Source organism: Mesorhizobium sp. WSM4830, assembly GCF_055811495.1.
In genome coordinates, this window is the sequence record NZ_JBVVQI010000004.1 from 116,153 (window position 1) to 131,093 (window position 14,941).

The 14,941-nt window shown below is 61.9% G+C and carries 9 protein-coding genes; 4 read left to right on the top strand and 5 right to left on the bottom strand.

What is annotated here, in order from left to right:
- Nucleotide 1 precedes the first annotated feature (1 nt).
- Nucleotides 2-805 carry a peptidoglycan-binding domain-containing protein gene (locus AC0L2Y_RS07535; RefSeq protein ID WP_473554983.1) on the bottom strand — a complete coding sequence of 268 codons (804 nt, stop codon included), beginning with the start codon at nt 803-805 and terminating at the stop codon, nt 2-4.
- A 414-nt stretch (nt 806-1,219) separates the two neighbouring features.
- On the opposite strand from AC0L2Y_RS07535, the gene AC0L2Y_RS07540 reads away from it, so the two are divergent.
- The gene (locus tag AC0L2Y_RS07540; RefSeq protein ID WP_473554986.1) at nt 1,220-2,140 is read left to right on the top strand and encodes an SGNH/GDSL hydrolase family protein; all 921 of its coding nucleotides are present in this window, start codon (nt 1,220-1,222) and stop codon (nt 2,138-2,140) included.
- Between the two features lie 271 nt (nt 2,141-2,411).
- Here AC0L2Y_RS07540 and AC0L2Y_RS07545 read toward each other — a convergent pair whose 3' ends face one another.
- A complete protein-coding gene (locus AC0L2Y_RS07545) occupies nt 2,412-3,473 on the bottom strand; it encodes an HNH endonuclease (protein WP_473554987.1) in 1,062 nt (353 codons plus the stop codon).
- Nucleotides 3,474-3,782: 309 nt separating this feature from the next.
- Here AC0L2Y_RS07545 and AC0L2Y_RS07550 point away from each other — a divergent pair, with 309 nt between their 5' ends.
- A complete protein-coding gene (locus AC0L2Y_RS07550; protein ID WP_473554989.1) occupies nt 3,783-7,175 on the top strand; it encodes a TM0106 family RecB-like putative nuclease in 3,393 nt (1,130 codons plus the stop codon).
- A gap of 168 nt (nt 7,176-7,343) precedes the next feature.
- Here AC0L2Y_RS07550 and AC0L2Y_RS07555 read toward each other — a convergent pair whose 3' ends face one another.
- Entirely contained in the window at nt 7,344-7,784 is a 441-nt protein-coding gene (locus AC0L2Y_RS07555; protein ID WP_473554992.1) for a hypothetical protein, read from the bottom strand.
- The gene (locus AC0L2Y_RS07560; RefSeq protein WP_473554993.1) at nt 7,781-8,269 is read right to left on the bottom strand and encodes a hypothetical protein; all 489 of its coding nucleotides are present in this window, start codon (nt 8,267-8,269) and stop codon (nt 7,781-7,783) included. The genes AC0L2Y_RS07555 and AC0L2Y_RS07560 overlap by 4 nt, the downstream gene beginning before the upstream one ends.
- A gap of 191 nt (nt 8,270-8,460) precedes the next feature.
- Between AC0L2Y_RS07560 and AC0L2Y_RS07565 the strand changes: the two genes are divergently transcribed.
- Complete coding sequence (locus AC0L2Y_RS07565) at nt 8,461-8,760, top strand: hypothetical protein (protein WP_473554995.1); 300 nt, start codon at nt 8,461-8,463, stop codon at nt 8,758-8,760.
- A 472-nt stretch (nt 8,761-9,232) separates the two neighbouring features.
- Here the strand turns inward: AC0L2Y_RS07565 and AC0L2Y_RS07570 are convergent, their stop codons facing one another.
- The gene (locus AC0L2Y_RS07570; RefSeq protein WP_473554997.1) at nt 9,233-10,405 is read right to left on the bottom strand and encodes a GTP pyrophosphokinase; all 1,173 of its coding nucleotides are present in this window, start codon (nt 10,403-10,405) and stop codon (nt 9,233-9,235) included.
- Nucleotides 10,406-10,595: 190 nt separating this feature from the next.
- Between AC0L2Y_RS07570 and AC0L2Y_RS07575 the strand changes: the two genes are divergently transcribed.
- Entirely contained in the window at nt 10,596-14,876 is a 4,281-nt protein-coding gene (locus tag AC0L2Y_RS07575) for a protein NO VEIN domain-containing protein (RefSeq protein WP_473554998.1), read from the top strand.
- The last annotated feature ends 65 nt before the right edge of the window (nt 14,877-14,941 follow it).

Below are 14,941 nucleotides of genomic sequence, written 5' to 3' on the forward strand. Positions count from 1 at the left end.
GTTAGACGGCGACCGGTAGCTCCTTCCAGGTCTGATCTCCGGCCCTTCCGTCGGGCTTGAACCCAGCAAGCGTCTGAAACCGGCGTACGGCAACGTCCGTTCTGTTGCCGAAATCGCCGTCGATCATCAACTCTTCGATGTCGACGCTGTCTATCAATCGCCAGAACCCGAGACGCCGCTGTAGTTCCCGTACAGCGGCGCCTTTGCTCCCGACTTGAAGGAATGGATAGTCAGAGGCTTCGCCCGGAAAAAACAGCCGCATATGCAAATGGTTGTCGTGATTGTCTTCCCAATTGGCGCCGACGATGTCGGGGTCGTTGAAGAAAATCACCTTGAGCGCCAGGACGCCGTTCGCATGCCACAGATCGACCAGCTCCTGCGTGAACTCGAGCGAGTAGTTTGGGCTTCGATACGTGATGCGCCCGGAGTCGGTTTCCGTCCCATCGTTGCGCAACATGTCCATGTCGATGTCGCGGCCAAGCTTATGCGAGCCGTGGTCGGGGATCGTTCCGCCACCTTTCTTGCTGATGTCGCCGATGCCAAGGCGCGGCGAGGCGCGCCGCAGCGCCCAGATGCGCCCGACTTCCTCGGTAGCCGCGACCGCCTGTGCGATCCCAAAACGATATTTTGGCAGCTTGTAGCCATACAGGCCGGCCGCCGGCAGAGCGAGATCGACGTCGATCGGAAACGGCGTGGCTGTTGCTGCGAAAGGCGGAGACTTTTCAAGGAATCCGGAAGGATATTCCTCTGGTACCTCACAGAGGTCGCGGGTGAGGTCCCTGGAATGGTTTGTATCACGGGCCATGCGAGAGTCCCCCTATTCCAGTGGCGAATTGCAGACCCCGAATGTTATGGCCTTGGCTCGTCTTTTTGTTGAACCACATTTCGATCTTCGGAAGCAAAACGCAAAGCAGCGAACGTCACGCGAAGGTCCACAAACTATTTTTTGATCCTTCAAAACCTGCAGCGCAAGCGATGAAGTGGTGATCAGCCCGCAAGATTCTATGTCTGCGGCAAGACCAACACCCACAAAACATAACTAAAGGAGAACGATAGATTAAAATTCAACTTTTTGCAATCGATCTTCTCGCTTTTCTTCGTACTATCTGGCAAGGTCGTTTGTGCAATCTGTTGCCTATGGTGTATGTTGCCCGGGAATGTCGGACGGTCATGTTGTCGTTTGTACTTGGTCACTTATCATTTGAGGGGAGGGGAATCGATGGCGAAGAGACAGAATATTTCTAAGGCGATTGCGGTTGGTAAGGCACTTGCTGCAGCCACGCTAAAACGCCGCGCCCAAGCAATCGAAAAGCGACGGCGCGTGCTGGCAAGGGCAAAATTGAAGGTAGAGCCGGCAAAACGTGCGCTCACCAAGGCCCCCGTCACGCATGCTAGCATGGGTGTCCTAATCGCTGAGGGGGACTCGTGGTTCGACTATCCGTTTCACGATATCCTGAGCGATCTTGAGGACAGCTACGGGTTCGATGTGGAGTCTGCAGCCCACCGCGGCGACACAGTCGAAGACATGGCTTATTCGGACGGACAACTCGACGATTTCTCGCGGCGGGTCGAAAAGGTTCTCCGTATGGGCGTTGAACCGCGTGCGATCCTTCTGTCAGGAGGTGGCAATGACGTAGCGGGGGACGAGTTTGCCATTCTGCTCAACCACGCAACATCAGGCTACCCCGGCCTCAACGATTCGATCGTTACGGGCGTCATCGATCTGCGCGTGCGTGACGCCTACGCTACAATCCTGAGTGCCATAACTGCAATTTGCAAACATCACCTTGGTCATCCCGTTCCGATCGTGGTTCACGGGTATGACTATCCGGTACCTGATGGTAGGGGTTTCGCCGGTGGCTGGGGGCCTCTTCCTGGCCCCTGGCTTGAGCCAGGCTTTCGCCGGAAGGGTTACTTGGAGATGAACAAGCGAAAGCAAATCTGTGTCGAGCTTATTGACCGCTTTGATACGATGCTAGCCGGCCTCGCCGGCAAGTCCCCTTTCGGACACGTTAGATTTCTGAATTTGCGGGGCACGCTTTCGACAGGCGCATCTTACAAGACTTGGTGGGCAAACGAGTTGCACCCAACGCAGAAGGGCTTCGACGCGGTAACAAAGAAATTTGCCGCCATAATTTGACGGTTTCGTCGATGGCGGCTGGCCATTTGGGAGAACCACTTTGACACGTCGTGTCGAAGCTTTGATGGTCGGCACCCGCTGAGCGCCCTTTCGGACGTTTCGCCGACGCGGTCGCAGGAGCCGGAGAAGATCGGTATGCTGCTTGCCGCGAGTGATATTTCGTGGTGTTCCGGCGAGGGTTGGACCCGCGAAGGACGACGGGCGAAACCAGTCTCGACGTGATCAAGCAGGCGAAGGTCTCGGTCCGAGTCTTGGCTCGGGGGGCCGACGGTCAAAGCATTTCGCGATGGACGATGCGGTGACAATTCGCGCAGAGGCACTGCAAATCGGCAAGCCTCGTCCGCGTTGGACCACTCATTTTGCCGACAGCAACGGTCTTATGATGCACTTCGATGCAGGCATCGCCGAACGGTCCAAGACTTTGAGAAGGAATGACCTCGCAGCGCTCGCAGAATAGGTAGCCGTGTTGCTTGACGAACCATTGCTTCTTCATCGGTGCAAGGCCCCTGGCGCGCTCCTTTTGAAGATGTTCAACGAGTTTCTGCGAGCCTTCGGTCGCCGACAGGTCGTCATCATAATGTGACGGATGCAGTTCTTCTTCCTTTGGGACAATGGGATAGCCAGCACGTTCGATGATGTCGAAACAAGGCTCTCCCCAGCCGGCCGTGAAATCGGACGGCCTGGCAGGCCTGCCGATGACCGGAGCCAACGCGATGCCGAAGACTGCTTTCGGGGGGAGTCTTTCGCCTGACGGCAGGAGAAGATCGTAGTCTGTGGATTGTCCAAAATTGTGCGCTATGCCGGCCATAAACGAGTCAATAGCGTCCTCTATCATCGGCGGCTCAACACGCCTCAAAACGGCTGCTGGAAGTCGCTGGGCCTTGCGTCCGGCCTGGATAGTGCTGGGTACGTCCAGTTCAGTCGAATCCCAGTCCGCAAAAGGGCCTGCCGCCCGAAATTCTCCAGTCGCCTCGTCCAGATAGGTCAGCGTCATCCAAAGATTAGGCTGCACGTAGTTCTCTGGCCGCGCATTTCGGGGCTGCTGATTGAGATCCTTGGCAATCCTGATGATGACCCGGAAGCGGCCACTGTTGTGATCGCGTGCCCACTGGAGGTTCTCCAGTCGTTCCTTGTTTCCCAGTCTCGGACTCCAGGCCTTCGTGTCGATCGCGACATCATCATAGATGAGTTGATTGCCCTGGCGAAAAAGGCGGTCCTGCCAAAGGGTGACTACGACAGCGCTCCCGTCCGAAGTGCGTGCAGACCAACTCCATCTCGGGTTAGCCGGGACGGTCCCGTAGTAAGCAAAACACTCGCGCAATCCCTGCGGCATTGCTGCCCTCCCTGTCGGCTCTTTGCCTGCGCCGATGATACGGCCGATGGCTCGAGGCTGAATAGAGGAAGGTCACAGGAAGTCAGGACCAGATTGGTGTCGTGGTCGCAACTGATGTCAGGATCTATCGGCTTACCGGGACGTGGAATAGGCAGCGCAACGATGCGTCGGCCTACAACATCGCGCCGACCGATCCCGTGCCGTTCGCTACTGGTAGCGGAAACGACGGCAGACAACACCGTTCAAGCGATGAAGGCGGCGATATCAGCCGAATTGCCGGGCTGCCGCCAATCTGCGTAGACTTTGTCTATGCTGAGAATCGGCTCCCAATTACAGCTTAGCGCCTCCGACCTGGTCGGCCACTTGAACTGCGGCCACCTGACGGCGCTTGACCTCCAGGTGGCGGCCGGCGCGCTCGAAAAGCCGAAGATCTGGGACCCACTGCTCGAGATCCTGCAGCAGCGCGGCGCCGCGCACGAGGCGGCCTATGTCGATCACCTGCGCGCGTCCGGCCTTACAGTCGCGGTCATCGAGGGCAAGGGCATCGATGACAGCTCGGTGGCAGCCACGATCGAGGTGATGCGCTCCGGCGCGCAGATCGTCGTGCAGGCGGCGCTGCGCGCGCCGCCCTTCACGGGCCGGGCCGATATCCTCCGGCGCGTCGAGACGCCAAGCGATCTCGGCGAATGGTCCTATGAAGTCGTCGACACCAAGCTCGCCCGCGAGACCAAGGGCGGGACGGTGCTGCAGCTCTGCCTCTATTCTGACCTCGTCGGGCAGGTGCAGGGCCTCGTGCCAGAATACGCCTACGTTGTCGCGCCCCTTACCGGCTTCGAGCCGGAGGTCTTTCGGGTCAGCGACTATGCCGCCTACTATCGCAATGTCCGGGAACGCTTCGTCGCGTCCTTGAACGGAAACGGCGGCACCTATCCGGAGCCGGTCGCTCATTGCGATATCTGCCGCTGGCGGGGCCCATGCGACGACCAGCGCCACCAGGACGACCACCTCTCCCTTGTGGCCGGGATCACGGCCGTGCAGCGCGGCGAGCTCGCCGGCCACGACGTGGTCACCATGACCGCGCTGGCCGAGCTCCCGCTTCCGCTGCCGTGGAAGCCGGAGCGCGGCGCCGCCTCGTCCTATAATCGCATCCGGGAGCAGGCCCGGATCCAGGTCGCGGGGCGCGAGGCCGGGCAGGTGCTCCATGATGCGCTGCCGATAGAACCGGGCTTTGGCCTGTGCCGCCTGCCGGTGCCGGATGACGGCGACATCTTCTTCGATCTCGAAGGCGACCCCTTCGTCGGCGAAGGCGGCCTCGAATATCTCTTCGGCTATGCCTTCAAGGACGCCGAGGGCGCGCTCACTTACGTCGCCGACTGGTGTCTCACGCCGGCCGAGGAAAAGGCCGCCTTTGAACGCTTCGTTGATTTCGTGATCGAGCAGCGAACGCACCATCCCGGCATGCACATTTATCACTACGCGGCCTATGAGGTGGGTGCGCTCAAACGCCTGATGGGGCGCTACGCTACGCGCGAGGAAGAGATCGACACGCTGTTGCGCGGGCAGGTCCTGGTCGATCTCTACGCGGTGGTTCGCCACGCCATCCGCGCCAGCGTCGAGAGCTATTCCATCAAGAAGTTGGAGCCGCTCTACGAATTCGTACGCGCGGTGTCGCTGCCCGATGCCAACTATGCCTTGAGCAAGGTCCAGGCCCGCCTGGAGCTCGGGGATGCAGGCGGCATCAATGCGGAAGATCGGGCCGTCGTGACGGGCTACAACCAAGATGACTGCGTCTCGACGCAGCGGCTTCGGGACTGGCTGGAGCGCCTGCGGACTGGCGCGGTCGCCTCAGGCGTGGAAATTCCCCGGCCGGCTCCGCCTGGAGAGGGCGCTCCGCCGGATATTACAGACTGGCAGGCGCGGATCGATGCAGTTGTGGCCAAGTTGACCGATGGCATTCCGGTGGACGCCGCGGAACGTAGCGCAGAGCAGCAGGCGCTCTACGTGCTGGCGAACGTGCTCGACTGGCATCGCCGGGAAGAGAAGGCGACCTGGTGGGAATATTTCCGGCTGGCAGCGCTGTCCGCGGACGAGCTGGAGGACGAGCGGGCAGGCATCGCCGGCCTCGAGTTCGTGGATACCGTGGGCGGAACCGCCAAGGCTCCTATCCACCGCTATCGATTTCCCTCGCAGGATGCGGAGTTTCGCGGCGGGGAGGATTTGCGCAGCGTCGGCGGCGAGCGATTCGGCAAGGTCGAGGGCGTCGACCTGGAACATCGCTTCATCGACATCAAGAAGCGGGGCGACACTGCCGGTTTTCACCCCGAAGCGATCTTCGCCCATACTTATATCGACACGGCTGTCCTGGCCGAGTCCCTGGTGCAGATCGGCGAATACGTTGCCGATCATGGCATCGCCGGTCCCGGTGCCTACAAGGCGGCGCGCGATCTGCTGCTGCGGCGGCCGCCCGATGCCGGCGGCGCGGCGCTGCGCCAGCCGGACGAGAGCCCGGTCGATGCGGCCTGCCGCCTCGTCCCGGCCTTGCAGGGCGTGCTCGCCATCCAGGGACCGCCTGGCGCGGGCAAGACCCATACCGGCGCCTACGCGATCCTAGCGCTGGTCAGGGCCGGCCTTCGCGTCGGGGTGACCGCCAACAGCCACAAGGTCATTCGCAACCTGCTCGCGAAGGCCGCCGAGGAAGCTGCGAAGGAAGACTTCGACCTGCAGTGCCTGCACAAGGTCACGGATGCGGAAGACAATGTCCCGCACCTCACCTTCACCACCAAGAACCCCGAGGCCCTCGGCGCCTTTGCAAGCGGCTACCACGTGCTCGGCGGCACGGGGTTCCTGTGGGCCCGGCCCGATGCGGCTGGCCTCGTCGACGTGCTGTTCGTGGACGAGGCCGCGCAGATGTCGCTCGCCAACGTGCTTGCCATATCGCCGGCCGCGGCCAGCCTTGTCCTGCTTGGCGATCCGCAACAGCTTGAGCAGCCGATGCAGGGCTCGCATCCCGAAGGTACGGAGGTCTCGGCCCTCGATCACCTTCTCGGCGGACGGCAGACCATCGCCGAGGATGAGGGCCTGTTCCTCGACCAGACCTGGCGCCTCCACCCTGACATCTGCCAGTTCACCTCCGAGCTGTTCTACGAAAGCCGCCTCCTTCCCCGTCCCGGTCTCGAGAACCAGGCCATCCTGATGGACGGCCCGCTTGGCGGGAGCGGCTTGCGCTATGTCGCGGTGCAGCACAGCGGCAACCAGAATTCCAGCCCGGAGGAAGCCGACCGTATCCGCAATATTGTGCTGGGGATCCTTGCGTCGGGCGCACGTTGGCGCGACCGCGAGGGCCACGAGGCGTCGCTCACCCTGGCCGACATCCTGGTTATCGCGCCCTACAACGCGCAGGTCTTTGAAATCCAGGCACGCCTCCCCGGTGCGAGGGTAGGGACGGTTGACAAGTTCCAGGGACAGGAGGCGCCCATCGTGATCTATTCCATCACGACCTCCAGCCATGCCGACGCCCCGCGTGGCATGGAGTTCCTCTACAGCGCGAACCGCCTCAATGTGGCCACCTCCCGCGCAAAGGCACAGTGCATTCTTGTGGCCAATCCGGACGTGTTCGAGCCGGAATGCCGGACGCCGCGCCAGATGCAGCTTGCCAACGGTTTCTGCCGCTACCTGGAAATGGCCGATGTGGTCGATCCATAGCGCTCCGCAGGGGCGCAGCCACAGCCGTTGAAAGCCGGCGACGAGAAAGAGTGTCCAGGTGCTCGACACCGCACATGTCAAGGCCGCCCGGATGGCGATCATGGCCAGGACGCTGCAGCCGCACCCTGCCATCGCCGAGACGGATGGAATGGGGGCGGAGCCGGCGCGCTAGGCCGTCATGGTTCCCATGCCCCAGCTGCGCACAGGCCAGGAACCTTCTCTTGCCTCCTCCACGGTGAAATAAAAGTCCTTGAACCGCCGCGCTTCGATGCGAGGCAGCATGTCCGAAAACTGCGCCCTGGTGACTTGGAGGGAGAGGCTCAGCGACGGCAGGCGATCGGTCGGGAAGAGCGTGCCCGCGTCTGGGAACTCCGTCTTCAAGGGCGTGGGCGCCATGATCATGACGATGCCCGGCCACCTGAACGCCGCGTCCGGCATGATGAGGGTGGCGGGGAGAATGACATAGGTGAACTCGACCGACTGGCGGGGCGGGCCTGGCTGGACCACCTGGCCGAAGTTGACGCTGGCCGGGGCTACGATCTCGCCGTGCCACTCGCCCGCCACGATCGGCGGCAACTTCAGACGGTCGCCCTTCTTGCGGACAGTCATTCGGCAGGTGTGGCGCCAGGAAGCGTGGCAATATCGATATCCGCTGCCTCCAGCCTGCGCCTGGCCGCCGCGACGACCTCCGCGCCAAAGTGCGGCGCGTGCCGCAGCACGATCGCCTCGCCGGTCAGCTCCGGCATGTTCCGTTCCAGCAGCATGACAAAGCCGTCGGTGCTCTTGGCGCTCGTGGCCCAGTCGTGAAGCGTCTGGACCACCCCCGCCCTTGCGGCTTTCTGCCTTGTGCGCGCGAGCCGGGTCGTCTTTCCCCGCTCTTCGGACAGGACATGCTCGAAGGCATGTATCGTCTGCCAGAAATCATGCTCCACGGTCCCCGGCTTCTCCTTGGGCAGGACCGAAACCAGCTTGCGGAAAGCGGCGTCGGCGACACCCGGCTCACCCTTGTCCCTGGCGTTCCTGATCCACGATCTCAGCTTTTCGGGATCATTGCAGTTCTCGATCAGTCCCAGGATCTTCGTGATGTCGCTCATGCGGTCCTCCCTTTGCCCCTGGCCAACGGGCCTTTCTTGCCCACCACAGTGACTGCGAGGGACCTGAGGTAGCTTCCAAGACGCGGCCCAGCAAAATCAAGTGGCCCGCCTTGTAATATGCCCATTTTTAAATGGCTTTGATCGACTTGCGTTTGGTCATATATGCTTACCGGAAAGCATGGGAATGCGGTATGCGCAAAGCAAGCCTAGCACTTGAAGCCTTCATTGACGAAACGATCCAAAAAGGGCGCGAGAAAAGATACATCCCAACAGTATTCATGGGGATGCGTCAACAGCTAGGCACCATCCCCGCTATATCGAAGCTCGTCCGAAGCGGCGACATCCAGAGCGGCTTCAAACGCCTTCACATGCTCAACCTGCTTGATTGGACGATTGAGGCAGCCGTCGAGAAGTTCCCTAATGAGTTTACTGGCGACGATCTCGAATGCGCCGCGTTCCGACTGCGTGAGGCGCGAAAGGAAGATCGTTGAATGCCGGCTGGGCGGCCTAGAGGTCAGAGGCGTCCGCCTGAAGCGTCTCCGGACCCGCGACCTTCCTTGTGTGTTCACCGCCGAGGTGTCGTCGCACACCAGCTTGTCTAACCGGCAACAGCGATGGTCCTTGTGGGCAGCGAAACGAGTCCGCTGCTAGCCGCCGCCGCGCACAACCCGGGCACAACCAACCTAGCTGTCGTGGCTTTCCAAGGCCCGAGATGACAAGCGCAGCTGTTGCCGGTACGAAAGCGCGACCGTGTGGCGGCAACCCAATGCAGGACGACCCAAGGTCAGCGACCGTTTCAGCCTATATACCCGTCGGTCGGTTATTCCCCTCCTGTAGGTTTTAAATGGTCTCTTGAGGTTTCCCGGGCCGGCCGTTGGTTCCAATGCACTTAAGATTTCGAATGTCGTCCCACGGCCAACAGCGCTGCGGTCGGCGGATTTGAGCAGATACACGATCACTCCATTACGTGGCCCTTTTACCGCCTTTCAGCCGCCGCCCGTTCGGTCCCCCAGATGCCGCGATTTCGCGTCCGCGTATGCTGGTTTCCCTGTCGGCGCTGTTCATGGCGCGCCATCTATCGAAGTTATCCTTCGCCCTATCGCTAAGGAGCGAAGCGAAAAAGTCTTTGTCCCCTGCGTAGAGGCAGTGCCGCATGACAGTAAAGGGATTGAGCGTCCCACCATCTGGTCGTTCCTCGAAGTCGGCTTTGTAGCGGCGGACCTCGCCAATAGTCTCGCGCAAATAGAAGTTGAACTCGCCGCGACTGATATCGGGCTTCAGCTTGATGACCTGTTGCGTGAAGCCGTCGACTTTGTGCGCCTCGAAATCGACCCCGGGAAAGAAGTGCTTCGCGATGCGCAGCAGGCTGAAGGCGTTCAACGGGGCGTAGTTGCGTGGTGGCGCCGCCGCGGCGGTTTCGATTTCGATTCGCGGACTCGCTGATTCCTCCTCAATTTCCGCATAAGGCGTATCGGCGCGTTCGATCTCCTTGGCCGTTTCGTCGCGAATGGCGCGAAACTCGCGATCCGCGAGTTCGAACAGGGCTGCGAGCGTGTTGATACGCCGCTTTAGTCCATTCGGAATCGACTTCTTGTACTTGATCTTGTGGTCCAGAACGCTCCAAGAGTCCTGCACCACGGTCCGGATCTGTAGCTCGAACGGATACTGCGCGTATCCCGCATATTCCTTGAGAGTTCTTCGCCCCTCGCTAAGGCGCAAGTCGAGATGCAGGCCCTTGTAGCCGAAGGCGTCGGCCGTCTCCTCCATCTGGGCTGTCTTGTCGGTAACGCCGAGTACCTCAAACTCTTCCTCAACAAGCGCCTTCACGCGCTCGACGTCGTCCTCGTAGAAGCAGATCACGCGCAGGCCGATAAGGTCTGAGACGTGGTCGCGGATGGCATAGGGCGTTTCAGAACTCTCAAGCGCGGTTAGATATTTCAAGCGGAACTTGCTCAGGCATTCGTCACGGTCCTTGATCCGGCGTTCGACCTTGGCGCCGGCGATCACCGCGTCGGTGGCGAGCAGGGATCGTATCAAGGTATGAAAGGCGCTGGCGGCCGCCTCCATCGCGTCCCACGACGCGTCATAGAACTCATGAAAAGCCGCCTTCTCAATCTCGTAGTCCAGCGACGCCATCGGACCCCCAAACTTCCCAGAACGACCATAAGGTCGCGATGGCCACTGCGGCCACACACTAAATCAACGCGCGATCTTCGCCAACACTAGGCTCGATCCGTTCCATGCCGTTGCAACACTCCCCCACGCTCCCTAGATCTTAGCAGACCGTATGGGGTGCGGTCTGCGGGAGGGGCTTCAAGTGACGGATTTGGACGAAATCGCCGGCGTGGTGCCGGATACTGGCGCCGCGCGCCCCGCGCGGGCCGCCTCCGCGCGGGTGCCACCCCATAGCGCGCTTCCGCCGATCGACGAACCCGAATATGTGCCACCGGATTTTAGCGCCAATCGTCAAATCCGGATCGGCTCGAGCTTCATCGAGCAATTCGTAGCCGGCCACGACGCCGGCGACGTCTTGCGCGAACTGGTGCAGAACGAGTTCGACGGCGGCGGTCGCGCATTGACGCTCACCTTTGGCAGCCGTTCGCTCGAGGTCGTCGGAACCGGCAGGACCATAGATACCAAGGGTTGGGAGCGGCTCTCAGTCATCGTTGGCACAGGCAATGTCATGGGCGGTGGGCACGGCGAGGTCGTGGCTCCCAAGGAGAATGGGATTGGTTCGAAGAATTTTGGGCTGCGTTCGCTCTTCCGCTTCGGCGAAGCCATCCATGTGCGATCCGGCGGCAAGGTCGCATTGCTGGATGTCCAGACGCAGGAAACCGCGCAAGCGGCGGACCCCGCCTGGCGTGGCGAGAAGGGTGTGCGAATCCATGTGCCGTATCGGCAGACTTCCACTGACAGGCTCGAGGCTTTCACCGTCGAGCGCGAGGAGCATTCCCTTAGCTTGATGGCGGCCGGTATGTCCGACACGCTGGTCAAGTTGGCGCTCACGGGCCAGAAGCGGGGCCTCCGCGAGGTCCAAGTCCACTCGATCCGCACTGGACGGTCGCTGCGCTGGAAACAAGATGCAACCACTGGCCGCTGCCGCGCACCCGGCACGACGATGGTCGCTCGCAAAGGCCGGCTCGTTGATGGCATCGATAAGACCACGGCGTTTCAAGAGGAAGAATTCTCGCGGTCGGTCTCGATTCCACCTGAATACGCCGGCCGCTCATTCCCGGCGTATTACCGACTTCCCAAAGGCCGCCTAAAGATCGCCGTGTCGGTTCCGATCGCCAGGCGGCGGGTCGATCTTGGCGGAGATGGCCATTTCTACTATCCGTTGAAGGCACCCTCCTCGCGGACCGGCAGCGCCATCAGTGTCAGCGCTCCTTTCGAACTCAATACCGACCGGAGCGGTATCATAGACCATGTATGGAACGACTGGCTCATCGACCAGGCGGTCGAGCTGACCATCGACTTGCTCAAGACCGATTGGTTCGCCCGCTATGGCGCGGACGCGTTCAAGGCACTCGCGGCGGGTGGGCTCGCGAGTCCAAACCGCTTCGCTACCAAGATTGCCGAGCGGCTTGCGAAGGACGCCTGCTGGCCGACCCAGGGGAAGGGCGATGACCGGTTCGCGTCGGCCGCGACGATCGTCCTGCCTACCGATGAGGAGTTTGGCGGGTTTCTCACCGCCAATCGTTATCTTGATCCGGCGCTCGCCGCCGACCAGGGGCTGTGCGATCTCGTCGAGACCCACGGCGCGAAGCGATTCACCATCGCGTCCCTCGTCCGGCTCAGATGCGCCGGCAAGGAGGGTAAAGGCCTCGCCACCCCTCTCGGCAAGGATGCCCAGTTCTACTACAGTGACTATCCGGCAGGGATCTCCAGCATCGACGTGCAGAAGCGTCAGGCGGCCGCGCTTTCCGCCTTTCCCCGTCGACTGACCAAACCGCTCAAGACCGACCTCGCCAGCACACCGTCGACACTCAGCTATACCGGCTTGCCGCGGCCGGCCACCGAGCTGATGATTGTCGATCCCGAGCTTTGGGACGACTGTCCCGAGCCCATGGCCAACCGTCTTCATCCGGAGCTCGCGCCGTTTAGGGCGATTTCGGGACATTGCAAGCTTTTCGACGAGGAGCGCTGGCTGATTGACGCGGCGCGACGCGCGGCGACTGCCGCTCCCGACGATCGCGAGCGCGAAACGCTCTATCGCAAACTGCTGACGCGCGAGACACCCATCAGTCGGGCGGCGCTGAGTGCGCTGCGCGCCAACCCGGTGGTCAAGAACCAGCGGGGCGAGTGGGTTTCGCCAAATGCGATGGTCAAGCTGAAGCCGCCGCTCGCTCGTCTGCTCGATCCGGCGATCAATGCGCCGTCCAAGGAGTTGCTGAACGCGCCCGCGCTGATTGCGCGGCTACGCCTCCGCGAGACGCTCAATGGCGCGGACCTCCTGCGCTATGCTAGAGGGCTGGCCGATAGGCCGGGTATGGCCGACAAATTTGAGAAGCTGCTCAGCGAAAATCTTAGTCTGTTGACCGGCACGACGATTGAAGCGTTGCGCGCGATCCCCTGCCTAAAGGCGCGATCGGGCGCACTCGTCGCGCCCGCGACGTTGCACCTCGACACCGCGACCAACCGCCTCTGCGTCGGCAACGACAGCCTCATCGTCGCTGGCGCCAACGAGCTTCTCTATCGCAAGCTTAAGCTCAAGCAGGCGCCGGATTCAAAGACGCTGCTTGATATGATCAAACTTTCCCGGGAGCAAGGCAGCGCTCCGGTCCGCCCGGACCTCCTTTACCCCGCGCTTGTCGACGCCATCAGCCGCGAGCGGCGTGCTAGGGCCGAGATCGCCGATCTGCCGATCTGCTGGGTGCGCAATGGATACGAGGCGCCTTCGAATATCCTGGTTAGCGCTCGCATCCCAGCCCCGCTCGCAGAGGCGATTCCGGTCTACCGTCATAGCGACGAGACAGGCCGTGCCTACCAGGACCTCGGGGCGCCATCGATCCCGAACGAAAGCCATTGGCAACGCTTCTTCCGGCATGTCGGAACGACCTGGGCGCAAGAGGCGCCGCTTAATCAAAACCGCCGGCGCATTCTGCTCGAGGCCTATCGGCTGCGCGGCCCTTCGGCGTTGCCGGCTGGGCTCGAGGATGTCCGCTGCCTTATCGACGATCGCTCGCGCCTGTTTACACTGGCCGAACTACGCGCCGGCCAGCTTGTCGAACCAGATTTCCCGGCGCTTCAGCAAGCGTTGCGCGACGCCGACAGTAAGATCGGCGTCATCGAAACGACCGACCGTTCGCGCACCTTCTATACCGTGCTGGGCATCCGTCCGCTGTCGGCGATCGCGGGCGCCAGCGAGCCGGTGCTCGGGCCTCCCGGCCGCCCACCCTTCTGGTTCAAGCCCAAGCAGGGCGATCGCATCTTGGCCATGCTCCACCGCCCGCTGTTCGCGTGGGCGCTGAGTGAGGTGGCCTATCGCAATCGGCACGGGCATCAGGGCTTTGTCCCGTCGGGCCTGATAACGATCCAAGCTCGCCTTTCCAGCGTCCGTTCGATCGCCTTCTACCAGACGCTTCATCGACGCTACGGCGTCGGGGCCGCGACTGTGCTGGTTCCCGCCCAGCTTGCCCTCAGCGGTGACCAGCTGGCGCTCGTCCCGCCCAAGAACAAGTCGGCGGTCCAGCTGATGCTCGCGGAAGCGCTCGCGGAAATCGCAGGAGCGACCAGCGTCGCGACCATGCGTGGAATCGCCAACGCATTCCTGCCCCTGCTGCTTTGCGGGACACATGAGGAACTCACCGACTATCTCGATATGATGGGTATCCCGCACCGCCGGTCGGAAGAGAATGATGATGGCCTCGACCTCGGTTTCGACGAGGATGACGATGTCGCGGACGATGTCGCGGACGATGCCGAGGAGCTGGCAGTGCGGCAAGTCTTCGACAATCTTGCTACTAACGTCCCGAGCAACACCGAGCCGGTCGCGCCCGTCGATCCGCAACCCGCTCCGGCGGCCAATCCCCCGTCGCCGACACCGCCTGAGCCGGTTGCAACTTTCGAGCTGCCGAATCTCGACGAGGTCTCGCTGACAGTTGCCGATACCCGGGGCGCGCAGATCGAGCCGCGCGAGCCGTCAAACCGCGCTGGCGGCGGGTCGTCGGGCGTTTGGCTGCCGCCCACGCCCGAGGAGATCGCACGGGCCGGGCGTGTCGGCGAGCGCGGCGAGGCGCTTGTCTACCGCATGGAAATCGAGAAGGTCCGGGCCATGGGCTTTGACGAGCCCGAGCGCTACGTTGTGTGGACTTCGCGCAGCCAGCCCGGCGCCGATCATGACATTCGTTCGATCGACGCCGAAGGCCGCCCGCGCTGGCTCGAGGTTAAGTCGACGACTGGCAGCGACGGGCGCTTCGAGTGGCCCCGGCAGGAGTTCGAGAAGGCGCTCCGCGAGCGTGAGCGCTATGAGCTCTGGAGAGTCTACCGGGTCGCCGACCGCGCGCCCACCGCCAAATGCTTCTCGAACCCGGCCAAGATGCTTGGGACGCGCCAGATCGCGCTCGAACTCGCTGGGCTTCGCGCTAACATCGAGGATATGGGCTGAACCGCTCAACCAAAGCGAGTGACCCTCAGACTGTCAATTGGGCTTACTGCGGCTTCGGAGGCCAA